Genomic DNA, 22512 nt, shown 5'->3' on the forward strand with positions numbered 1-22512 from the left:
TGTGGGCATGTGCCTCGAGCCTTGCCCCCGGAGACCGATCGGTCGCACCCCGACGGCGTACCTCATCGTCTCCGCCTCGGCCATGCTGCTGGGAGTCGGCACCGGCCCGGCCGGGTTCGGCCCGCCCGGCGCGGCGGTCGGGGCGCTGTTCGGCTGGATGCTGCTGGCAGCGGCCGCCGAGGTCGTCGCCGGCCGCCCGCGTCGGGTCAGCGTGCTGCCCTGGGCGATCGGCGCCACGGTGTTCGCCGTCTTCTGCGGCCCCGGCGCGATCACCGCCCTGCTCGGCGCGGCGGCCGTCGTCTACGGGCTGATGACCATCGCGGTCGTGCGGCGCGTGCCGCCGGTGAGGCCCGGCTTCGCGACCGTCGCGCTGCCGATCGGCCGGTCCTTCGACGCCGCCACCTTCGCGCTGCCGGTCGGCCGAACCTTCGACATGGCGGCTGTCGCGCTGCCGGTCGGCCGAACCTTCGACATGGCGGCTGTCGCGCTGCCGGTCGGCCGAACCTTCGACATGGCGGCTGTCACGCCGCCCGGCGGCCGAACTTTCGACATGGCGACCGTCGCGGTGCCCGGCGGCCAGGCCTTCGACGCGGCGACCGTCGGGCTGCCCGGCGGCCGGACCTTCGACGTGGCCACCGACTGCAAGGAACGCCCGGCCCCGAAGCCGGCCGGCACCGGTCCGGTCCCGGCGCTCACCCTCACCTGATCCGGCTGCCCGTCGAAAGACGTCATGATCGGCGGCATGCCGAGCAGCGCGGTGGTCGGGGGCGGGATCGGCGGCCGAGCCGCGGCCGGGTTCCTGCACCGGGCCGAGCCGGTTTCTGCCGAACCAGTCCTCGGGCGGCTGAGCGCGGCCTAGTGTCGTCTCCGGGGAGGCGACGATGCGCCAGGCGGTATGGCTCGTTTTCGGTCTGCTGCTGCTTGCTTACGGGGCGCAGGGGTGCATCCGGCTCCTCATCAACCACGATCCCGGCGCGCTGCGCGTGCTGCCCGGCGGGTACGTCGTGCACCTCGGCGGCTACATCGCTCTGTCGCTCATCGGCCTGCGACTCGCCCGGCACAACCGCGTCCAGCCTGACCCGGAGAACGACCCCTACCGCTGATCGGTTCCGGTCAGAACCGCAGCGGATCCGGCGGGAACAGGTCGTGCCCGGCCCACGGGTCGACCGGCTCGGCGTAATCGGACCCCGCAACCGTCTCAGCGTCGGCGACCGGCTCGGCCTCGGTCCGCTCGACGGGCCCGGCCTGCTGAACGGCGGTCGGCTCGACGCCGGCCGGGACGGCGCGCCTCGCAGCCGGCTGAGATGTGGGCATCGGCCGCGTCGCAGCCGCTTGAGCTGCCGGAACGCCACGGGTGGCGGCTGGCTGTGGTGCAGGCATGGCGCGGGTCGGGCCCGGTTCGGTGCGGGTGGGGTGCAGCTCGCTGCGGGGTGCGGCCGGTTCGGTGCGGGTGGGGTGCAGCTCGCTGCGGGGTGCGGCCGGTTCGGTGCGGGTCGGGTTCAGCTCGGCGCGGGTTACGGCCGGCTCGGTGCGAGCCGAGGCCGGCTCGGCGAAGGCCTGGATCGGGGCCGGGGCGCGGGCCGGGGCCTGGATCGGGGCCGGGGCGCGGGCCGGGGCCTGGATCGGGGCCGGGGCCTGGATCGGGGCCTGGATCGGGGCAGGGGCCGAGGTCGGTGGGGGTGTGGCCAGGAGTTCGGAGGCGCTGGCGCGTTCCCGGTTGAGGCGCGCGCGACCCGCCTCGAACACCGCCCCCGTCAACCCGGTCAGCGGCTCGCCCGCCCAGTTCCCGAGCACCCGCCGCACTTCGAGGGTCGCGGTGTCGAACTGCCCGGTGCGCTGCTCGGCGCGGGCCTGGGCCAGCACCGCCCGGAACTGGCCGGCGTCGATGGCGCTGTCGCTGACCCGGAGCAGGTAACCGCCCTCGGTCAGCGCGATCAGCGACGTACGTTCCGGGTCGAGGGCCCGTCGCAGGTTGCCGATGTACCGCTGTACGAGGTCGACGCCGTTCTCCGGTGGGTCGTGGTCCCACAGTGCCTCGATGATCCGGCCCATCGGCACCGGGTCGCCGGCGTGCAGCAGGAGGAGGGCGAGGACGGCCTGCTGGGTGAGTGGCCCGAGATCGACCGGTTGACCGTCACGGTACGCCCGGAGCGGGCCGAGGATCTCGAACCGCAGCGCGCCGCCGATCATGTCGATTCCCTGTTCAGCCGTCCGATGGTGCCAGCAGCATAGCGACGGCCGGACCGGGCGGGCGAGGGCTGTCACCCGGCGGGCGGCTCACGGGCGTACGCGCGACTGGTCGTGATCTTGATCGTGAAGAACGGAGCCGGGGCAGGCGGTTGCGTGCCCCGGCTCCGATGCCCGGTCGGGTGAGGGGTGGCTCACCGTCCCCGCCTCCTAGACGGCCGGGGGCGGCGTTTTGTGTAACGGCCGGAAACGAGCCGCGCGAGCATCCTGGCGTGGGAAGCTTCCGGCAGGAGACCGGCGGCGGCATCGGTACGGGGGAGAGCCATGCACCTGAGTCCACCTCTTCGACACTGGCATCCGATCCGCGGCGGGCGGCGGGTGGTGGTCGAGATGAGCCACACGCCGAGCGAGCTGCTGGTGATGGCCGGCGGCTGGCTGACCGTCGGGCCGCTGATCTTCGACCACCATGCGGCGATCGCGCCGTACGCCGGTTGGAGTGACGTCCTGTCCGGCCTGGTGCTGGTCGCGCTCGGCTACACGCGGGCCGTCCACCCGGCCGGCACCACCCGGTTGAGCCTGGTCACCGCGGTGATCGGCGTCTGGGTGATGTTGTCGCCGTTCGTCCGCGGCTACGCCGACTCGGCCGGCGCCACCTGGAACGACCTGCTCACCGGCGCGGTCGTGATCGCGCTGAGCACGGCCGGCTGGGTGACCAGCAGTGCCCAGCGCGCGTCGGAGGCCTGGATCCGCGAGATCGAGAAGGCGCGGGCCCGTCGTGGCCAGCGCGGTTACCGCTGACGCCGGGTCATGTGGCGGCGTCGTCCGTGACCCGGGCGATGAAGCCGGCGGTCGCCTCGCCGGTGCGTTCGGCCATGGCCGTACGCGCAATCGGTTGAACTTGTCTCAGAGGAGAGCGGCGGCGGTCAGCTCGACGGAACGGACGCGGTCGGCGATCAGCGGCGACTGATGGGCGATGATCAGCTCGTCGGCCTGTGCTTCCTCGGCGAAGCGGGTCAGGTAGGCGCCCACCTCGGCCGGCGTGCCCACCGCGGCATAGGTCAGCATCGAGGCCAGCTGACGGCCGTTCGGCGTGGTCAGGAACTCGTCGATCTCCTCGTCGGTGTAGTCGGCCGGGCCGGTCGACCGCGTGATCAGGCCGCGCACCAGCGTGCGGCGCGTGGTGGCGAACTGCTGCTGGGCGTTCTCGGACTCGTCGGCGGCGACCACGTTCACGCCGGCGATCACGTGCGGCTCGCTCAGCTGCTTCGACGGGGTGAACTCGTCGCGGTAGAGCGCCACCGCCTGGTGCAGCAGCCCGGGGGAGAAGTGCGAGGCGAACGCATACGGCAACCCGTAGGCGGCGGCGAGCTTCGCCCCGAACATCGACGAACCCAGGATGTAGAGCGGCACGTTCGTCCCCGCGCCCGGCGTCGCCCGGACCCCCTCGACGCGGGACTCGTCGCTCAGGTAGCCCTGCAGTTCGAGTACGTCCTGCGGGAAACTTTCCGCCGACATCGGACTCCGGCGCATCGCCCGCATCGTGACCTGATCACTTCCGGGCGCGCGGCCCAGGCCCAGATCGATGCGCCCCGGGTACAGCGACTCCAGCGTCCCGAACTGCTCGGCGATCGTCAGCGGCGCGTGATTCGGCAGCATGATGCCGCCCGCACCCAGCCGGATCGTCGACGTCTTCCCGGCGACGTGCCCGATCAGCAGGCTCGTCGCACTCGACGCGATCCGCGCCATGTTGTGGTGCTCGGCGTACCAGACCCGCTGGTAACCGTGCCGCTCGGCGGCCTGCGCGAGCGCCACGGAGTTCTCGAACGCCTGCGCCACGGTGCCGCCGGGCGTGATCGGCGCGAGGTCAAGAACGGACAGGCGCGGCTTCGCCGAGAAAGTGCTCGTCATGGGTTGTGTCAACGCCCGGCCCGGCCCCTTCGTTCCCGCCCCGGCCCGTGACCATGATCATGACCCGGCAGGGGAGCGACGCGCCTCTGACGGCCGGCCTCGCGCGCGGCTGGGTGGCAGGGGTGCTGCCGCCGGGGTGATGCGCCTCTGCCGGCCGGCCTCGCGCTCGGCTGGGTGGCAGGGGTGCTGCCGCCGGGGTGATGCGCCTCTGCCGGCCGGCCTCGCGCTCGGCTGGGTGGCAGGGGTGCTGCCGCAGCGGTGATGCGCCTCTGCCGGTCGGCCAGGTCCGCACCGTGCTGCGAGGGTCGACCGCGGGCGGTGACCAGGGCGGGAGCTATTCCTCCCAGAGTTCGTGGTGGCGGCGGGCCCAGGCGTCGGAGACGAAACCGGTGCGCAGCCCGGCCCGCGCCTCCGGATCGTTGGACGCCTTCCCGATGTGGCCGGCGACCAGCGCCCCCAGCAGCAGCGCACCCCAGTCGTGGACGAACGTCGCCCCGGTGCGGTAGACCAGCGGCGCCAGCCGGGGGAACCACAGGATCAGCCCGGTGCCGATCATGACGAGCGTGCCACCGGCGAGCAGCGACGCGTACAGCTTCTGGCCGGCGTTGAACTTGCCCGACGGGTGCGGGCGCCGGCGCAGCGCCGCCCGCCACCAGCCGCGATCGTGCTGACCGAAACGGTTCAGCCGGGCGAGGTCGGCGCGGAACGCCCGGGACAGCAGCCCGGCGAGCACCGGGACGGGCGCCGCGATGCCCGACCATTCGTGCACGGTGACGAGCAGGTAGCGCCGGCCGGCCAACTCGCTCAGCATCGGCAGGTAGAGGAACGCGGCGGTGATCAAGGTCGTACCCAACAAGCCTGCGGTTGATCGATGAATCCAGCGCTCGGCGACGGTGAAGCGCCGCCGCGACCCGTCACGAGGTGGGATGGTCATCACGCCCGTTCGAGCGGCCGACCCAGCCGTCGACGTCGTAACCGCGCCTCTCCCAGTACCCGGGAGTGACCTCGTCGGTGACCGTGATCCCGGCCAGCCACTTCGCCGACTTGTAGAAGTACATCGGCGCGGCATACAACCGGACCGGGCCGCCGTGCGCGTCGGTGATCGGCTCGTCCCGCATGCTGTGGGCGACGAGCATGTCCGGCCGCCGCGCCTGCTCCAGCGTCAGACTCTCGGTGTAGACCCCGTCGAAGCAGGTGAACCGCAGCGCCGTCGCCTCCGGCCGGACACCGGCCGCGGTCAGCAGATCGCCGAGCAGGACACCGGTGAACGCGGTCTGCGGCACGCGCCAGCCGGTCACGCACTGGACGTCCCGCACCAGGCGAGTGCTCGGCATCTCACTTCTCAACTGCTTCAGGGTGTACGCCGTGGGCCGCTCGACCAGCCCGTCCACCGTCAGCCGGTACTCGTCCGCGGACCGGTGCGGCACGCTCGACGCGACCGAGTAGAAGCGGAAGCCACCCCCACCCGGGAGCAGCCCGGTCAACCCGGTCGGATCCTTGCTGCTGACCGTGGCGAGCACCCCGTCGGTGGCTTTCTGCACCCGCGCGCCGACGGCGACCCCGGCAGCCCCGAGCGCGAGCACACCGAGGACGACCCGCCGCCCGACCGGTGTGCCCCCGCGCTCGTCCGCCGCCATCGTCAGCCCAGAACCTCGGTCAGATCCTTGCCGATCTCCTCCGGGGTGACGTTCGGCTCATACCGCCGGAGCACCGCCCCGTCCCGCCCGACCAGGAACTTCGTGAAGTTCCACCGCACGTCGCCACCGTCCTGCGCCCGCAGGAACTCGTAGAGCGGCGCGGCCTCCGGCCCGTTCACGTCCACCTTGGCGAAGACCGGGAACGTCACACCGTAGTTGACCGAGCAGAACTCCTGGATCTCCTCGTCGGTGCCCGGCTCCTGCCCGCCGAACTGGTTGCACGGGAACCCGAGCACCTGCAGGCCCCGCTCGCCGAACTCGCGGTGCAACGCCTCCAACCCGGCATACTGCGGGGTCATGCCGCATCTGCTCGCCACGTTGACGATGAGCAGAACCCGGCCGGCGTAGTCACTCAGCGGCTGCTTCGCACCGTCGGCCGTGCTGACGGTGAAGTCATGGACAGTCATGCGGACTCCTTGTCGAGGCGAGGGCTCGCGCAACCGTACTGCAGAACCCCGGCGCCCGAATCCCGCCGGGCCAGCCAGTTCAGCATTGCCTCGGTCGTTTCGTCCGGCTTCTCCTGCTGGATCCAATGACCGCAGTCCGGACGACCACTTCCAGGTCCGGCGCGAATGCGGTCAGTCCTTCGATCGGCGGCGCGCTCGCCGAACGATACGGCTCAGGCCGGCACTGACGTCATCAGGCTCCGGGCATTTCGGCGGCTGTGCGCCGGGACAGGTCGCGCATGCGTCGGACGGCTGTGTGGTCGCCGGACTCGGCGGCTCGGCGGACCTCGTCCACACGACCGTGGGCCATCAACAGGTCGAGGCGCCGCGCGTGCGCCAGCCGGTCCAGCTCCGGATGCGCCTCGGCCCACTGCCGCAGAGCGGCGAGTGCATCGTCGGCCCGCCCCCGCTCGCTGAGATAGTCCAGCAGCCACATGACGTCGTGGCCGGCGGCGACCTCGTCACGGAGTTCGTCCTCGCGCTCCTGCCGGACCAGCACTTCCAGGAGGGTCGCGCCGGCCCGGTCGTCCCCCGCTTCCTGCCTGGCCCGCAGCTCATCGAGCCGGTCGGCGTCGACCAGGATCTCGAGCAGAGCGATGAATGCGCATCGGTCGCCGGCGTCGGCCCGGCGCCGCAACTCGTCCTCGTCGCCCGCCGACCGCAGTTCGCGCATCACCTCGGTGCAGCGCTGCTCGGCGTCGGGGTCGCCGTGGATGTCGTAGCGGTGGGCGGCACCGTAGTAAGACCAGTCCCTCACCGCGCCAGTGTGCCATTGCCTACGGCGGACCTGCTGTCTCGGCCGAAAGTCGTAGTGCCACGTCCCGGGCATAGACCTTGGACGGATGGCTCCCTGGCGCCCGCCGAGCAGGATGACTTGCATGCGCTCGGCATGCTCACGAGGCAGCGCTACGGGGGAGGAAGAACGGATGTCGATCACGGGGGACACGCGCGAGGACGTTTCGCCGCGGTGGGTGCGGCCGCCGTCGTCGCGGCGGGTCGTGGCGCGGCTGGTGCAGTTCGTCGGTGCGGTCAGTGCGATCTTCTCCGTGCTGCCGCCCCGGCATCAGCATTTCTCGCTGCTGGCGCACATGATCCCGACCGCGGGGCTGATCACCGCCCGGGTGGCGGCCGCGGTCGTCGGCGTGCTGCTGGTCTACCTGGGTTCGGGTCTGCGCCGGGGCAAGCGCCGGGCCTGGCAGCTGGCGCTGGTCCTGTCGTTGATCGGGGTCGGCCTGCACGCGATCAAGGGCGGCCTGGTGCCGACGATCTTCGCCGGTGGCATCGCCGCGCTGCTGGTGGCGCGGCGTGACGACTTCACCGCGGTGGGCGACCGGCGTAACCGGTGGCGGGCCCTGCGCGCCTGCGTGACGTTCCTCGGTGCCGGCTTCGCGCTGGGCATCACCGAGATCGCGGTACGCGTCAATCACCTCGACGGCAGTCCGGGTGTGCTCACCTGGGCCGAGCATGCGGCGCTGGGCCTGATCGGGGTGACCGGCCCGGTGCATTTCCGGTCGCCGCTGGGCGGGCTCACCGTGTCGATCACCACCGGCGCGTTCGGGCTGCTCGCCTTCGCGTCGGGCGCGCTTCTGCTGCTGCGTCCCAGCTCCGGCGCGTGTGTCGCGCGCACGGCCGCCGCTGACCGGGCCCGGCTGCGGGAGATGCTGGACCGCTACGGCGACGGCGACTCCCTCGGCTATTTCGCGCTGCGCAGTGACAAGCAGTTGGTCTGGGCACCGTCGGGGAAGGCCGCCATCGCGTACCGGGTGATCAACGGGGTGAGCCTGGCCTCGGGTGACCCGATCGGCCCACCGTCGGAATGGCCACGGGCGATCGGCCAGTGGCTCGCCGACTGCGCTGCCCACGGGTGGACCCCGGCGGTGCTGGCCTGCGGCACGAGCGGCGGCAAGGCGTACCGCAAATCGGGTCTTGACGTGATCGAACTGGGCGATGAGGCGATTGTCGACCCGGCCGGTTTCTCGCTGGACGGGCGCGCGATGCGCGGGGTGCGGCAGGCCGTCGGCCGGATGCGCCGGGCCGGTTTCACGTGCACGGTCAGCCGTCAGAGCGACCTGTCCCCGGAGGTCCTGGCCGAGGCGGTGAGCTGCGCCGACGCCCTCCGGGACGGCAAGGTCGAGCGCGGCTATTCGATGGCGTTGTCCCGGCTGGGCGACCCGGCCGACGGCGACTGCCTGCTGGTGCTCTGCCGCGACGAGACCGGCGTGCTGCGCGGGCTGCTGCACTTCGTGCCGTGGGGGCGTCGTGGCCTGTCGCTGGACCTGATGCGCGGCGACCGGACCGCGCCGAACGGCCTGACCGAGCTGATGGTCGTCGCCGCGATCGAGACCGCGCGGACCGTGGGCGTCCAGCGGATCTCACTGAACTTCGCCGTGCTGCGATCGGTTTTCGCCCGGGCCGAGGAACTCGGCGCCGGGCCGGTCATCCGGATGTGGTCGCGGATCCTGCGGGCCGCCTCCCGGCTGTGGCAGATCGAGTCGCTGTACCGGGCGAACGCCAAGTACCTGCCGGACTGGCAGCCACGTTTCCTCTGCTTCCCGTCGGCGCGGGACCTGCCCCGCATCGCCATCGCGGCGCTGAGCGCCGAGTCGTTCCTGCCGGTGCCGGGCGCACCGGCCGAGATCGCCTCGGGGGCCCGGCACCCCGAGATGGCCGCGTGAGGCTGACCGGGCTGCCACTGATCCTGCTCGCCGGGACGCTGACGATCGCCGCGGTCGTCGCGACCGTGCGCTGGTGGCGGCACCTGCCGATCCGCATCGTGGGCCTGATCCTGCTGGAGGTGCTGGTCGTGGCCGAGACCGGACTGATCGTGAACCGGGAGGCGCGCTTCTACCCGTCCTGGAAGGCGCTCGGCGGCACACCCGACATCTCGGTGGTGACCGCCCCGACCGCCGGGCGCCTCGACGATTCGCTGACCGCCGGCGCGACGATCCCGTGGAACCCGGCCGGCTCCGAGGGCTGGCACCTGACCGCCACGCCGGCGGTCGTCGTGCCGCCCGACTATCTGGAGTATCCGGATCGGACCTTCCCCGTGGTCATCGTGCTGACCGGGGTCGCGCCGAAGCCGACCGAGGGGGTGCTCTCGGTCGTCCTCGCGCCGAGCGGGCAGACGAGTGCCGAGTCGCTGGCCGCGGTGCCGGCCGAGCTGGGCCGCGACTTCCGCGCCGCGGACACGTTCGCGGTGGTCGCCGGGCCGGGCGAGACCTGGCCGGGCCGCCGCGCGCTGGGCTCGTTCGACGAGGCCGCGCGGCAACTCCCGGCGCCGCTGGCCGCCCCGCGGAAGCTGCCGTCGTGAAGATCGACGCGTCCTCGACGATCGCGGTCACCGTCGGATTCGTGCTGCTGGCGACGGTGACGCTGGCCCTGCTCTGGCACCGGATCCGCTGGCGGGGCCGGTCGGTGCTGATCACCGGTGTCGTGCTCGGCGTCACCGCGGCGGCGGCGCTGCAGGTCAACCGCCTCACCGAGACCTACCCGAGCTGGGGCGACCTGGTCGGCGCGGCGTCCGTGACGACGTCCTCATCCGCCGGTGTCTCCGGTCAAGGACGGATCATCTGGTACGTCGTGAACGGCCCGTCCAGCGGCATCAGCATGCCGATGGGCGTGTACCTGCCCGCGGCCTACGCCAGCCGGCCCGACCTGCGGTTCCCCGTGATCGAGGCGTTGCACGGCTATCCGGGCGCGCCGAACACGTGGACCGAGCGGCTCGACATCGCCGGGCACCTGAACCGGGAGATCACGGCGGGACGGATGTCACCCACCGTCGTACTGCTGCCGTATCTGACGCCGCAGCGCCTGGTCGACACCGAGTGCACGAACCTCACCGGTGGACCGCAGGCCGAGACGTATCTGACCCACGACGTACCGGAATGGGCTCTGAAGAATCTGCGGGTGCGGACGGAACCGAGCGCCTGGGGTCTGGCCGGCTTCTCCGCCGGAGGCTTCTGCGCGATGAACCTGGCCCTGCGGCACCCCGACCGGTACGCCGCCGCGGCGAGCCTGTCCGGATACGCCGACCCCGGCATCAAAGTCGGCGACCGCAGCGAGCGGACCAGCAACAACGTCGCGTGGCAGCTGGCGCACCGGCCGCAGCCGCCGATCGCCCTGTGGGTCGGCTGGGCCGACGACGACCACGCCGCGCGCGACGGTTCGCGGCGCATCGCCCGGCTCGGCCGGGAACCGCTGAGCGTGACGACGGCGATCGTGCCGCACGGCGGTCACAGCCTCGCGGTGTGGCGGCAGATGGAGAGCCCGGCCTTCGACTGGCTCTCCGCGCATCTGGCCCGGCCTCTTCCCGGCTGACCGGCCGCGCGACCGTTACCGGCTGTTCAGCCCGTTTCCGGCCGCGCGGCCACCGTGACGGGTTGCTCAGCCCGTTTCCGGCCGCGCGGCCACCGTGACGGGTTGCTCAGCCCGTTTCCGGGTGTGCGGCCACCGTGACGGGTTGCTCAGCCCGTTTCCGGGCGCGCGGCCACGTGACGGATTGCTCAGCCCGTTTCCGGCCGCGCGGCCGAGTCAGAAAAGCCGCTTTTGAGGTGGTCGGTGAGCCGATCGTGTGCCTGTGCCGGCACGAAGGGCTGGCTGTCGGCACCGATGCCGGCTCGTCTATATTTCCTCGACTTGATCTTTCTGAAAGTGCGGGGATCCACCTCATGAAGCGCGTAATCCTGGCCGCCACCACCGGCGCGCTGCTGCTCACCGCTACCGCCTGCGGCAGCAGCACCGACGCCGGCACCGAGGCCGCGGCGCCCGCCGCGACGAAGGCGGCCGCCGCGGCGCCCAGCCCATCCGTCGACTACTCGGCCGACACCAGCAAGACCTGTGACGCGGTCGTCGCCCTGCTGAGCGGCAAGAAGATGGAGGCGTTCGGCGAGAAGCTGGGCGAGCGCATCGGCTACACCACGGCGAAGCAGACCAGCGCGGCGAAGAAGGCCGAGGCCGCGGCGGGTGTGAACCTCAAAGCGGTGGCGAAGAGCCTGACCGACCTCACCGCGAAAGCCAAGGACCCGAAGATCAACACGGCCGGCCGGGAAGTCCAGAAGCGCATGGACGCCGCCGCCGAGGACGAGACCTTCTTCGCGAAGTTCAAGACGGTCAAGGACGTCGACTCCAAGCTCGAACCCGAGATGAACAAGTGGGTCGAGCCGCTCGCCGAGCCCTGCAACCTGAGCTGATGCCCCGATGGTCCTCCTCCGGGTCGGGGAGGACCGTCGGTCACGCGCGGATCCGGCGGTACGGGAAGCCACTCGCGTAGGTCTGCCATTCGGCTCGCGTGAGATCCCGGCCGACCAGGTCGCAGACCCGCCGGAGTGCCACGTCGGCACCCAGCGGGTGATCCGCGAGCACATCGCCCTCCGGAACGATCGGCTCGGTGCCATCCGCACTGAAGATCGCCGGGCTCGAATTGAGCCGGTAGATGCTGTTGACCAGGTTCCCGTTCGTCAGATCGTGGACCTCCACGGGCGTGCCGCTCTGCTGCACATCCAGCGCGATCCTGGTGCCCTGCCGGTCGAGGGCTGCGACACCGGTGGCCGGGAAGCGGCGGAACTCGGTCCTGCTCACGGACGGTCCGGCGGCGATCCGCCGACGGTTCCCTCGCGTCCGATCACGTGCTGCGCAGGGCGTCGGTGGGGGAGAGGCGGGCGGCCCGCCAGGCCGGGTACAGGCCGGCGCACGCGCCGATCACCACGGCCGCGACCAGGGCCGCGCCGGCAGCGGTGGCCGGGATCAGGGTCGGCCAGCCGCGTACGGTGGCCATCGCCAGGGTGAGCAGGCTTCCCAGCATGACCCCGGCAACGCCCCCGCCCGCCCCGAGCAGCACGGATTCGGTGAGGAACTGGGCGCCGACGTGGGTGCGCGTGGCGCCGAGGGCTCGCCGCAGGCCGATTTCGCCGCGTCGTTCGAGGACCGAGATGACCAGGACGTTGGCGATGCCGATGCCGCCGACGAGCAGCGCGACCGCTCCGAGGCCGAGCAGCAGGACCGCGGTCGCGTCGGTGACCGCGATGCGGGCGGTCAGCGCCTCGGACGGCCGGCTCACCGCGACTTCTTCGGGGTGGGCCGGGTCGGCGGCGCGGCCGAGCATTCCGGCGACGTAGGCGGTGCGGGACGTTTCCGCCCGTACGAAGATGCGGGTCGGATGCCCGGTGTAACCGAGGACTTCGCCGGCGACGGGCGCGCCGATCAACGCCGCGGTGTCCAGTTCGGGCGCGAGTTCGACGGGGGCGAGGATGCCGACCACGCTGAACCAGTGGCCGCCGATCCACACCTGTGGTCCGCCGGTGACGTCGGCGACGCCGAGCACCCCGGCGGCGTAGTGGCCGAGCACCACTGCCGGATAATGCACGAGGGCCGCGTCCAGGAAGCGCCCGTGCAGCAGCGACGCGTCGAGCGTGCCGGGCAGCCCGGGGTCGGTGACCCGCACGGAGAGGCCGCCGGTGCGACCGGCCGGGATCCGGTCGTTGCGGTAGACGTGTTCCGGAACGGTGGCCGTCGCCGCGACGGACAACACTCCTTCGGTACGGCCGATAGCCGCTCCCGCCGTCACCGGCAGTTCGGCTTCGGCCCCGCGGATCGTCTTGCCGTTGGCGACGGTCAGCAGGTTCGTCCCGACCCGGTCGATCCGGGCCAGCACGTCGGCCTGGCTGGACCGGGTCACGCCGAGCACCGCCACCATCGCCGCGATCCCGATCGCCACGCCCAGGATCGACAGCGACGTCCGGCCGGGGCGGGCGCGCAGCCCGGCCGTGCTGACCGGCAGCAGGTCGGCGAACCGCAGGCGCGACTTCACGACGCGTCCCCGGTGTCGGCGACCACGAGCCCGTCGCGCAGCGACACGCGGCGGCGCATGGACGCGGCGATCCGCTCGTCGTGGGTGATCACCACGATCGTCACGCCGTCGGCGTTGAGTTCGTGCAGCAGGTCGACGACGCTGTCCCCGGCGGCCGAGTCGAGGTTGCCGGTGGGCTCGTCGGCGAGGACGACGGCGGGGCGGCCGACCAGGGCACGGGCGATCGCGACCCGCTGGCGTTCGCCGCCGGACAGGTGCGCGGCCGGGAACTCGGCGCGGTGCGTGAGCCCGACCCGGTCCAGCGCGGCGCGGGCCGCCCGGCGGCGTTCGGGTGCGGGCACCCCGCGGTAGAGCAGGCCGGTCGCGACGTTGTCGAGCGCGCTGAGCCGTTCGAGGAGGACGAACTGCTGGAAGACGACGCCGAGCCGGTGCGCGCGCACCGCGGAGAGCTGCCGGTCGCCGAGCCGTTCGACCGGTTCTCCGGCGATCCTCACCGAGCCGCTCGACGGGCGGTCCAGCCCGGCGGCCAGGTTCAGCAGGGTGGTCTTGCCGGAGCCGGACGGGCCGAGCACCGCGACCAGGTCACCGGCGTGCACGGTGACGGTGACCCCGCGCAGGGAGGCGACCGGTGGCGTACCGGGGTAGACCTTGTGGACGTCACGCAGTTCCAGGACGGCGGTCATGTCGCCGGCACCTCCACGGTCTGGCCCTCGGCGAGCCCGTCGAGGATCTCCACCTGCCCGCCGGCCTCGTCGAACCAGCCCGGCTCGACCGGCGCGGACGCGCCCCCGGCCAGTCGCACCTGGTAGCCCCCGCCCGGCCGGGCGAGCAGTGCGGCGATCGGCACGAGAAGAACTCCTTCCCGCGTACGGGTGGTGATGTCCACGGTCACGGGAGCCGCCCCGAGGGTCACGCCGCGTGGCGGGCGGACCGCGACGGTGACCGGAACGGTGGCCGCGTTCGCGTCCGGTGGGCCGTCCCGGTCGCCGGCCGGGACGCTCGCGGCCGGACCGATCTCGGTCACCCGCCCCGGGATCGGGTCCGCGTCCGGCAGGGCCACGCCGACCCGGTCGCCGACGTGGATCGCGCCGAGCTCGGACGTGTCGACCTGCGCGATCACGGCTCGGGCGGTCGACGTGGCGGTGAGCACCGTGGACCCGGGACTGACCGCGGTGCCGACCCGGGACTCCCGGTCGGTGATCCGCACCGGCACCGGCAGGAACACGACATCGCCCTGGGTAAGACGGCCGGTGCGCTGCCATGACGGTCGGCCCTGCGACGCCTCCCAGCGGCGGATGGCCGCGGCGGTGGCGGCGCTGAAGTGGCGATCCACGGTCATCCGGTGGTCCGGGTCGAAGCCCATCGCCGCCAGATTGCGCTCCAGCTGGCCGACGTCGGGGCCGTCGCTCACGCCGTACGCCAAATCGCGGAAGGCAGGCACGACGCCGAGCAGGAGGCGAACGGGATGATCAGCCACCCGGTAGAGGATCTGGCCGCGACCGATGGTCGCGTCCGGCGCGGCCGAGGCGGTGAGGATGCCGGGCCGGCCCTGATGGTCGATCGAGTACGACCCGGACCAACCGAGTTCGCCGCTGACCTGTGTTGTCTGGGTGAGCCGGCCGCGGTGCGCGGTGGCCGTCCCGGTGGCGATCCCGGCCGCGGCAACTGATGGGGCCGACGGCTCGGAGTGCACCGCCCAGGCGACCCCGGCGGCCAGCGGCGCGGTCACCGCGACGGCGAGGGCCACGGCTCGGCGGCTCATTTCTTCCCGCCCGCCCCGCCGGTGATCTTGACGGCGCCGTCCCAGACGCTGTGGCAGGCGGCGTCGGCCTGATCGCGCAGCGCCCCGGGGATGCCGTCGGCGAGCGACGTTCCACTGAGGTCGAACTCGCCGGCCGCGTTCGGGTCCGGGAACGCGGGGATGCCGTGCTTCCGGACGCAATCCGCGTACGCGGCGAGTTTGCGCAGGTCGTCGGCGGAGAACTGTTGCTTGGGCCGGAACGCGTTCGCCGGGTAACGATCCTCGACGGACTGGCAGGCGTCGATGATGTCCCGGTGCTTGACCAGGTCGCTCTTCCAGTCGTAGTCCCGGGACGGGAATTCGAGGTAGCCGTCCTGGGACAGTTCCGCGTCGGGCATCCGGGTGAGGCCGTGCGAGCGCAGGCACTGCACCCACTCCTGGCCGAGCGTGAGCAGCCCGGAGGAGCTGGGCGCGGTGGTCGGCGCCGGATGGTTGCCACAGCCGGCGAGCCCGGCCGTGACCAGTAGAGACAGCAGCATGGTGGTGGTTGTCGTCCGGTTCATGGCCTCAGCCTGGCGGCCGTGGAGATCGAATACCTCCTACCGCGGTCGGCACTTCTCCCGGGCCGCGGCACCAGCGATGTAGCACTTCAGTCTGACGACGGCGGCCGATCCGCTTCCTACGATGAGGAACGTGCTGCGTCGCCTGCGAACCGACGCCGTGCTCGCGGCGGTGCTGATGCTGCTGACCGTCGGGCCCGGAACCGTGTCCCTGCTGATGGGGGATCAGAAGACCGGTGCGACCGTCCCCGTGGACATCGCCTGGTGGCTGCTCGCCGCGCTGATCGTCGCCGGCCTGTTGATCCGCCGATCGCGTCCCCTGCTCGCGCTCGCCCTGACCGCGGCCGGGACGACCGGTCACCTGCTGCTGCAGACCAAGTTCCAGCTGCTCGACCTGGCGCTGCCGCTGGTCCTCTACACGGTCGCGACCGTGGCCCGGCGCCGCCGCGTCGCCGTCGCGCTGCTCGCTGTCGTCATGCTGCTGACCTGGACGGCGATGCTGACCGGCCGGATCCGCACCGACCTCGCGGACATGCGGGCCGCCAAGGCCGACAAGATGCAGGTCACCGAGCCGATGAAGCCGGGCGCGGGGAAAGCGGCCACGGTCTCCACCGCGACGACGTGGGCGAACGCCGCGATGGACAGCAGCCAGGCCGTGCTGGAGATGTGGCTGCTCCTGGTCGCCGCGTTCGCCGTCGGCGACGGGATGCGCAGCCGCCGCGCGCACCTGGCCACGCTCGAACAGCGGACCGCCGACCTGGCCCGGGAACAGCAGCAACGGGCCGCCCTCGCGGTCGCCGCCGAACGCGCCCGGATCACCCGCGAACTGCACGACGTCGTCGCCCACGGCATGTCCGTGATGGTGGTGCAGGCGCAGGGCGCGGCCGCGGCCCTCGACCGGCACCCGGAACGGACCGCAACCGCCCTGCAGCACGTGATCGAAACCGGACGTTCGTCCCTGGCCGAGATGCGCCGCCTGCTCGCCGCCAACCGCACCGAGCCGGCCGCCGACCTCGCCCCGCAACCCGGCCTCGGTGCGGTGCCGGCCCTCGTCGACCAGCTCCGGGACGCCGGGATGCGGGTCGAACTGCACGTCGACGGGGTGCCCGACGTGGTGCCGCCCGGGGTGGACCTGTCGGCGTACCGGATCGTGCAGGAAGCGCTCACCAACACGCTCAAGCACGCCGGGCCGGGCGCGGCCGTGCGGGTCGGCCTGTGCTTCGCGCCGTCGCGGCTGCGCGTCGAGGTGACCGACGACGGAGCCGGCCCGGCGCTCGGCGGGGCAGAGCACGGCAACGGGCTGCGCGGCATCGCCGAACGGGTGGCGATGCTCGGCGGGACCTTGGAGACCGGGCGCGGCGACCCGGCCGGGTTCCGGCTCACCGCGACACTGCCGGTCGGCCGATGACCGTCCGGGTCGTGCTCGTCGACGACCAGACCCTGGTCCGGACCGGGTTCCGCCTGGTCCTCGACGAGACCGGCGACCTGGAGGTGGTCGGCGAGGCCGCCGACGGCGCGCAGGCCCTGGACGTGATCGCCCGTACCCGGCCCGACGTCGTCCTGATGGACGTCCGCATGCCCGGCCTCGACGGCATCACGGCAACCCGCCGCATCCGGACCGGCCCGCACCCCGCCCGAGTGATCATCCTGACCACGTTCGACCTCGACGAATACGTGCTCGCCGGGCTGCGGGCCGGTGCCAGCGGCTTCCTCCTCAAGGACGCCCTGGCCGCCGACCTGATCTCCGCGGTACGGGTCGTCGCCGCCGGCGAGTCGGTCGCCGCCCCCAGCGTCACCCGCCGCCTGATCGCCCATTACCTGGGCAGCACACCCCCGGAGCCGGCCGCCGCGGACCGGCGCCTCGCGATGCTGACCACCCGCGAGCGGGAGGTCCTGACCCTGGTCACCCGCGGCCTGTCCAACGCCGAGATCGCCGCGGTCCTGGTCCTGTCGGAGAGCACCGTGAAGACCCACCTGGGCCGCGTCCTGGCCAAGCTGGACCTGCGCGACCGCGTCCAGGCGGTCATCCTCGGCTACGAGTGCGGCCTCGCCCATCCCTGACCACCGCGGCTCTAACCGCCGCGCAGGTTCCGGAACCGTCGAAGGATATTGACATAGGTTGATGCTTATGACAACGCTGTCAGTCCCATGTCATGTCCGAAGGGACGGCACCAATGATCCGTGCCCTCGCGACCGCGGCCCTCCTCACCGCCGCGGCCCTCTCGATCCCATCAGCGGCCCTGGCCGCCGACCTCGACCTCACCGGATACGTCAACCCGTTCGTCGGGACCGACGACAGCAACTCACCGAACCCGGTCGGCGGCGGCGCCGGCGGCAGCACGTTCCCCGGCGCCACCGTGCCGTTCGGAATGGTGCAGTTCAGCCCGGACACCCCGACCGGCTCGCCGTCCGGTTACCGCGACTCCGACCGGACCATCGAGTCGTTCAGCCTCACCCATTTCAACGGGGCCGGCTGCGCGAACAACGAGGACATCCCGCTCCTGCCGATCACCGGCAACCTCGGCTCCTCGCCGGGCAGCGCCTGGACCTCCTACGCCAGCGCCTACACGAAGACGAACGAGTCCGCGGCGCCCGGCTACTACAAGAACCGCCTGGACAAGTACGGCGTGGACGCCGAACTGAGCGCCACCACCCGCACCGGCGCGCTGCGGCTCACCTATCCCGCCTCGACCACCGCGCGCGTGCTGATCAACGCGTCGCGCTCGGCCACCGGCGACCGGGCCGGCACCGTGACGATCAGCGGGAACCGGGTCTCGGGCGAGCACACGGCCGGCGGGTTCTGCGGCGGGCGCACGTTCAAGATGTACTACTCGATCCTGTTCGACCGCACCCCGACCGGCGTCGGCACGTTCAACCGCGGGACCGTGACGGCCGGGGGCACGAGCGTCAGCGGGAGTCAGGCGGGCGCGTACGTCACCTTCGACACCACCGCCGACGCCGTCGTGAACGCGACGATCGGCATCTCGTTCGTGAGTGTCGCCAACGCGCAGAACAATGCGACCGCGGAGGCGGGCAGTTTTGCGAACGTGCGCGCCAATGCTCTGGGGTCCTGGAATTCTGCCCTGAACCGTGTTCAGGTGACCGGGGGCGGGACGACCGATCTGCAGAAGTTCTACACCGCGCTTTATCACGTGCTGATGAACCCGAACGTCGCCAGTGACACCAACGGGCAGTACATGGGATTCGACGGCGTCGTGCACTCCGCCACGCATCCGGTCTACCAGAACTATTCGGGCTGGGACATCTACCGGTCGTGGGCGTCGCTGACCGCGCTGATCGCGCCGGACGTGATGACCGACATCGTCAAGTCCATGGTGCTCGACGGTCAGCAGGGTGGCCTGCTGCCGAAATGGTCGCACCAGAGCGTCGAGGACTTCGTGATGCCCGGCGACCCGGGGCCGATCATCGTGGCCAGTGCCTACGCGTTCGGGGTCCGCGACTTCGACACCGCGGCGGCACTGGCGCTGATGAAGAAGAGCGCCACCGGCGGCACCACGCAGGGAACCGTGCTGCGCGGCAACCGGGGCACCTACGAGAGCAATCATTTCATTCCGGGAAACCCGTCGGAGACCCTGGAATACGCGTCGAGCGATTTCGCGATCAGCCGGTTCGCGAAGGCGCTCGGTGACACGGCCGGCTACAACACCTATGCGACGCAGTCCCAGTATTGGCGCAGCCTCTTCAACGGCGAATCGTCCTACATCCACACCCGCGGCAGTGACGGCGCGTTCGCGTGGCCGCTGAACCCGGCGACGGAGAGCCCCTACACCGAGGGCAACGCCGCGCAGTACACGTGGATGGTGCCGCACAACCTGGGTGCGCTGGTCACGCTGATGGGCGGCCCGGGCACCGCCGTGCAGCGGCTTGATCACCACTTCACCGAGCTCAACGGCGGGCTGTCGCGGCCGTACTACTACGTCGGCAACGAGCCCGAGCACAACGTGCCGTGGACCTACGACTACGCGCGTAAGCCGGCCGGTGCCTCGGACGCCGTCCGGCGCGTGATGAGCGAATCGTTCACCACCGGCGCCGGCGGGCTGCCCGGCAACGACGACCTCGGCGCGACCAGCTCGTGGTACGTCTGGTCGGCCCTCGGCCTCTACCCGGTCACTCCCGGCGCCGACACCCTGGCGGTGCACGGTGGCCTCTTCCCGCAGGCGGTCATCCAGCGGCCGACCGGCAAGATCACGATCACCGGAGGCAGCGCGACGAGCCGTTACGTGCAATCACTTGCGGTCAACGGCAGCACGACGAGCCACACCTACCTGCGGTACCCGGACATCGCTTCGGGCGGGACGATCGCGTACGGGATGGGAACCTCACCCGGCACCTGGGGGACCGGCGCCACCGACGTGCCGCCCAGCTTCGGCGACGGCGCCCAGCAGCCGCCGGCTGAGCCCGACCTCGGGCCGGACCTGGCCCTCAACAAGCCGATCACCGGCGGCGCGGCGTCCTGCAGCACCTCGGAGACCCCGGCCAAGGCGGTCGACGGCATCCTCAAGGACAACAGCAAATGGTGTACGGGCGCAACCCCGCGCACCCTGAGCGTCGACCTCGGCTCCGCGCAGAACGTGTCGTCGTTCGTCGTCAAGCACGCCGGGCTCGGCGGTGAACGGACGAACTGGAACACCGGCGCGTTCACGATCGCCACCAGCACCGACAACGCGACCTGGTCGAACGCGGTCACGGTCGGTTCGGCCCGGGCAAGCCGCACCTACGCGCCGATCCCGGCTCGCACCGCGCGCTACGTCCGGCTCGACGTGACCACCCCGGCCAACGACGGCAGCACCGCCGCCCGGATCTACGAGCTGGAGGTGTACGGATCGAGCAGCGCCCCCACCGACCTGGCCCTGACCCGCCCGGCCAGTGCCGACTCCACCTGCGGCGCGACCGAGGGCGCGGACAAGGCGGTCAACGGCAGCTGGCTCGGCGGCTGGAACGACAAGTGGTGCTCCACCGGCGCGAGCAAGTGGCTGCAGACCGACCTGGGCAGCACCAGACACGTCGGGTCGGTGGTGATCCGGCACGCCGGTGCCGGCGGTGAATACCCGTCCTGGAACACCCGGGACTTCGACGTGCTGACCTCCACCGACGGCACGACGTGGACGACCCGGGCGCAGGTGCGCGGCAACACCGCCGACAGCACCACGACGACGATCGACGCGGACGCCCGTTACGTCCGGCTCAACGTCGTCACCCCGGCGAACGACGGCAACACCGCGGCCCGCATCTACGAGTTCGACGTACGGGCCTGACCCGAACCGGTGACGGCCGGCTGGACCTCCTCCCAGCCGGCCGTCACGGGCCGGGTGACGAGCAACGCCCAGACGATCTTGCCGGTCGGCAGTCCGACCGCTCCCCAGTGCCTGCTGGTCTGCGTGACCAGTCGCAGACCCCACCCCGATGCGTCATCCGGCGACTCGGTGATCCGGGGCATCGCGAAACTCCCGTCCTGAACGGCGATCCGCAGGAAGCGACCGGTGTACGACACCATCACGTCGAACTGCGTCCCGGCGTGCACGATCGCGTTGGTCACCAGCTCGGAGACGATCAGCCGGGCCTCGTCCGCGACGTGCCGCAAGTCCCACCACAGGCACGCCTCGCCGACCGAGGCGCGAGCGACCCTGACGCTCGTCGGGTCGGGTTCCAGACGGTGCCGGCGCCACCGCGGGACGAAGTCGCGCACCGCCTCCAGCGCCTGCCACCGGTCCCTGTGCAGGGACACGAAGCTGCGGAAGACGCCCAGCTCCCGGTAGATCTCGGCGTCCGCACCGTAGAGCAGCACCGGCACACCCCACCGCCCCTGCGCCAGCCGGGACGCGGTCGCGAAGATGCTGAGCAGCCCCGGATCCGCCAGTTCCAGGAGCTCGAGATCGATCACGACGGCGACCGGACACTCCGCGGCCGCCTTGCCGATCACGTCGTGCACGAGCGCCGCCGACACCAGCGCCAGTCGGCCGGCCAGCCGGACGGTCATGACGCCGGTTACCTGATCACGTTCCGTAGCGGTTCTCAATTCGGTCCCTTACCCACCGTCGGCCCCGCTGGTCAACGGTCCCGGTTCGACCCGCCACGAGCTAGTGCAAAAACGAAGAAACCTGTCTTCTCGGCGAACCACATGGGTATCCGTAGAGGTCACTACGATCGGAGCCGCATGGCAGAGGTTTTCGAGACGCACGACCTCGATGAGGCAGTCGCCGAACTCGAACGCGGCTACGGCCGGTTGCGTCTGCGCGCCACCGGCGACGACCACTACCTGCGCATCGCCCACGTCGGCCTCGGTCCGATCTGGATCGACGGGTTCACGTTCCGCATGCGCTTCTCCGCCGACCTGGCGCCGATGAACCTCGTCGCCGTCGGCCGCGTCCTCTCCGGTGGAGTCACCCGCGAAACCGGCTCCGACGTCCTCACCAGCGGCCCCGGCGACCTGCTCATGGCAGTCCAGCCGGGCCGGGCCGGCCGCGCCACCGCCGACAACCCCCTCGGCGAACAGGTCTGCTTCCTCCCGGAACTACTCGCCGAGGTCGCCGACCCCGCACCGGGCCGCGCACCCCGGCCGATCCGCTTCACCGGCCGCCGCCCGATCTCCGCCCGCTCCGCCGTCGTCTGGCAGCACACCTTCGACTACATCCGCGACAACATCGCCGGCCAGCCCGCCGCCGGCGAACCACTGATCGTCGGCGCCGCCGCCCGCATGCTCGCCGCCGTCACCCTCTCGACCTTCCCCAGCACCACCGGGGACGACCCCACCATCGAGGACCGCCACGACGCCCACCCGGCCGCCCTGCGCCGCGCCCTCACCTTCATCGACGAGAACGCTCACCGCGACATCTCCCCGGCCGACATCGCCCTCGCCGCCCGCGTCACGATCCGCTCCCTGCAACTCGCGTTCCGCCGCCACCTCGGCACCACCCCGACCACCCACCTGCGCCGCGTGCGACTCGACCACGCCCACCGCCAGCTCCTCGCCGCCGACCCGGCCGGCACCACGGTCTCCGCCATCGCCATGCGCTGGGGCTTCGCCAGCCACAGCAGCTTCACCGCCAGCTACCGCGACGTCTACGGAGTCCTGCCCTCCACCACCCTGCGTCGCCGCTGACCGTTCGAGTAGATCAAGATCAAATTCCTGATGTCCCGCCTCCGCGGT

At 71.8% G+C, this 22512-nt stretch carries 23 protein-coding genes; 11 read left to right on the forward strand and 12 right to left on the reverse strand.

Annotated elements, in window-relative coordinates:
- Nucleotides 1-82 precede the first annotated feature (82 nt).
- Both ACH442_RS14685 and ACH442_RS14690 read left to right on the forward strand, forming a co-directional pair.
- Nucleotides 83-706 carry a hypothetical protein gene (locus ACH442_RS14685; protein WP_396338492.1) on the forward strand — a complete coding sequence of 208 codons (624 nt, stop codon included), beginning with the start codon at nt 83-85 and terminating at the stop codon, nt 704-706.
- A 175-nt stretch (nt 707-881) separates the two neighbouring features.
- Nucleotides 882-1103, forward strand: a complete 222-nt coding sequence (locus ACH442_RS14690; RefSeq protein ID WP_396338493.1) for a hypothetical protein — start codon at nt 882-884, stop codon at nt 1101-1103.
- A 10-nt stretch (nt 1104-1113) separates the two neighbouring features.
- Here the strand turns inward: ACH442_RS14690 and ACH442_RS14695 are convergent, their stop codons facing one another.
- A complete protein-coding gene (locus ACH442_RS14695) occupies nt 1114-2190 on the reverse strand; it encodes a winged helix-turn-helix domain-containing protein (protein WP_396338494.1) in 1077 nt (358 codons plus the stop codon).
- Nucleotides 2191-2577: 387 nt separating this feature from the next.
- On the opposite strand from ACH442_RS14695, the gene ACH442_RS14700 reads away from it, so the two are divergent.
- On the forward strand, nt 2578-2985 hold the full coding sequence (locus ACH442_RS14700) for an SPW repeat protein (RefSeq protein ID WP_396338495.1): 408 nt from the start codon (nt 2578-2580) through the stop codon (nt 2983-2985).
- Between the two features lie 105 nt (nt 2986-3090).
- On the opposite strand, the gene ACH442_RS14705 is transcribed toward ACH442_RS14700, so the two are convergent.
- The 5 genes from ACH442_RS14705 to ACH442_RS14725 form a co-directional block, all read right to left on the reverse strand.
- The gene (locus ACH442_RS14705; RefSeq protein ID WP_396338496.1) at nt 3091-4095 is read right to left on the reverse strand and encodes an LLM class flavin-dependent oxidoreductase; all 1005 of its coding nucleotides are present in this window, start codon (nt 4093-4095) and stop codon (nt 3091-3093) included.
- Between the two features lie 334 nt (nt 4096-4429).
- Complete coding sequence (locus ACH442_RS14710; RefSeq protein ID WP_396338497.1) at nt 4430-5029, reverse strand: cytochrome b/b6 domain-containing protein; 600 nt, start codon at nt 5027-5029, stop codon at nt 4430-4432.
- Nucleotides 5010-5732 (reverse strand): molybdopterin-dependent oxidoreductase, encoded by a 723-nt coding sequence (locus tag ACH442_RS14715; protein WP_396338498.1) that lies wholly within the window; start codon nt 5730-5732, stop codon nt 5010-5012. The genes ACH442_RS14710 and ACH442_RS14715 overlap by 20 nt, the downstream gene beginning before the upstream one ends.
- A 2-nt stretch (nt 5733-5734) precedes the next feature.
- On the reverse strand, nt 5735-6199 hold the full coding sequence (locus ACH442_RS14720; RefSeq protein ID WP_396338499.1) for a glutathione peroxidase: 465 nt from the start codon (nt 6197-6199) through the stop codon (nt 5735-5737).
- Between the two features lie 232 nt (nt 6200-6431).
- Nucleotides 6432-6995, reverse strand: a complete 564-nt coding sequence (locus ACH442_RS14725; RefSeq protein WP_396338500.1) for a hypothetical protein — start codon at nt 6993-6995, stop codon at nt 6432-6434.
- 169 nt (nt 6996-7164) lie between these two features.
- Here ACH442_RS14725 and ACH442_RS14730 point away from each other — a divergent pair, with 169 nt between their 5' ends.
- The 4 genes from ACH442_RS14730 to ACH442_RS14745 all read left to right on the forward strand — a co-directional run bounded on the left by ACH442_RS14730 (nt 7165) and on the right by ACH442_RS14745 (nt 11427).
- On the forward strand, nt 7165-8913 hold the full coding sequence (locus ACH442_RS14730) for a phosphatidylglycerol lysyltransferase domain-containing protein (protein WP_396338501.1): 1749 nt from the start codon (nt 7165-7167) through the stop codon (nt 8911-8913).
- Entirely contained in the window at nt 8910-9548 is a 639-nt protein-coding gene (locus ACH442_RS14735) for a hypothetical protein (protein WP_396338502.1), read from the forward strand. The genes ACH442_RS14730 and ACH442_RS14735 overlap by 4 nt, the downstream gene beginning before the upstream one ends.
- Entirely contained in the window at nt 9545-10555 is a 1011-nt protein-coding gene (locus ACH442_RS14740) for an alpha/beta hydrolase (RefSeq protein WP_396338503.1), read from the forward strand. Before ACH442_RS14735 ends, ACH442_RS14740 begins: the two co-directional genes overlap by 4 nt.
- A gap of 350 nt (nt 10556-10905) precedes the next feature.
- Nucleotides 10906-11427, forward strand: a complete 522-nt coding sequence (locus ACH442_RS14745) for a hypothetical protein (protein WP_396338504.1) — start codon at nt 10906-10908, stop codon at nt 11425-11427.
- 40 nt (nt 11428-11467) lie between these two features.
- Here the strand turns inward: ACH442_RS14745 and ACH442_RS14750 are convergent, their stop codons facing one another.
- The 5 genes from ACH442_RS14750 to ACH442_RS14770 are packed head-to-tail and all read right to left on the reverse strand — an operon-like array spanning nt 11468 to nt 15347.
- Nucleotides 11468-11815 carry a hypothetical protein gene (locus tag ACH442_RS14750; protein WP_396338505.1) on the reverse strand — a complete coding sequence of 116 codons (348 nt, stop codon included), beginning with the start codon at nt 11813-11815 and terminating at the stop codon, nt 11468-11470.
- 43 nt (nt 11816-11858) lie between these two features.
- Nucleotides 11859-13043, reverse strand: coding sequence for an ABC transporter permease (locus tag ACH442_RS14755; protein WP_396338506.1), 1185 nt, complete (start codon nt 13041-13043; stop codon nt 11859-11861).
- Nucleotides 13040-13726 carry an ABC transporter ATP-binding protein gene (locus ACH442_RS14760; protein WP_396338507.1) on the reverse strand — a complete coding sequence of 229 codons (687 nt, stop codon included), beginning with the start codon at nt 13724-13726 and terminating at the stop codon, nt 13040-13042. The genes ACH442_RS14755 and ACH442_RS14760 overlap by 4 nt, the downstream gene beginning before the upstream one ends.
- Complete coding sequence (locus ACH442_RS14765) at nt 13723-14805, reverse strand: HlyD family efflux transporter periplasmic adaptor subunit (protein WP_396338508.1); 1083 nt, start codon at nt 14803-14805, stop codon at nt 13723-13725. The genes ACH442_RS14760 and ACH442_RS14765 overlap by 4 nt, the downstream gene beginning before the upstream one ends.
- Complete coding sequence (locus ACH442_RS14770) at nt 14802-15347, reverse strand: hypothetical protein (RefSeq protein WP_396338509.1); 546 nt, start codon at nt 15345-15347, stop codon at nt 14802-14804. The genes ACH442_RS14765 and ACH442_RS14770 overlap by 4 nt, the downstream gene beginning before the upstream one ends.
- Before the next feature lie 130 nt (nt 15348-15477).
- Between ACH442_RS14770 and ACH442_RS14775 the strand changes: the two genes are divergently transcribed.
- From ACH442_RS14775 to ACH442_RS14785, 3 genes are all read left to right on the forward strand, one after another.
- Nucleotides 15478-16752: a sensor histidine kinase gene (locus ACH442_RS14775; protein WP_396338510.1), complete on the forward strand. Its 1275-nt coding sequence runs from the start codon at nt 15478-15480 to the stop codon at nt 16750-16752.
- Entirely contained in the window at nt 16749-17405 is a 657-nt protein-coding gene (locus tag ACH442_RS14780; RefSeq protein ID WP_396338511.1) for a response regulator, read from the forward strand. Before ACH442_RS14775 ends, ACH442_RS14780 begins: the two co-directional genes overlap by 4 nt.
- Nucleotides 17406-17518: 113 nt before the next feature.
- Entirely contained in the window at nt 17519-20620 is a 3102-nt protein-coding gene (locus ACH442_RS14785; RefSeq protein WP_396338512.1) for a GH92 family glycosyl hydrolase, read from the forward strand.
- Here the strand turns inward: ACH442_RS14785 and ACH442_RS14790 are convergent.
- Nucleotides 20596-21342, reverse strand: coding sequence for an ATPase (locus ACH442_RS14790; protein ID WP_396338513.1), 747 nt, complete (start codon nt 21340-21342; stop codon nt 20596-20598). The two genes, ACH442_RS14785 and ACH442_RS14790, sit on opposite strands and share 25 nt — an antisense overlap.
- A 177-nt stretch (nt 21343-21519) precedes the next feature.
- On the opposite strand from ACH442_RS14790, the gene ACH442_RS14795 reads away from it, so the two are divergent.
- Nucleotides 21520-22464, forward strand: coding sequence for a helix-turn-helix domain-containing protein (locus tag ACH442_RS14795; protein ID WP_396338514.1), 945 nt, complete (start codon nt 21520-21522; stop codon nt 22462-22464).
- Nucleotides 22465-22512: the final 48 nt, after the last annotated feature.

It is taken from the genome of Actinoplanes sp. NPDC020271 (assembly GCF_044388125.1).
Classification (GTDB): domain Bacteria; phylum Actinomycetota; class Actinomycetes; order Mycobacteriales; family Micromonosporaceae; genus Actinoplanes.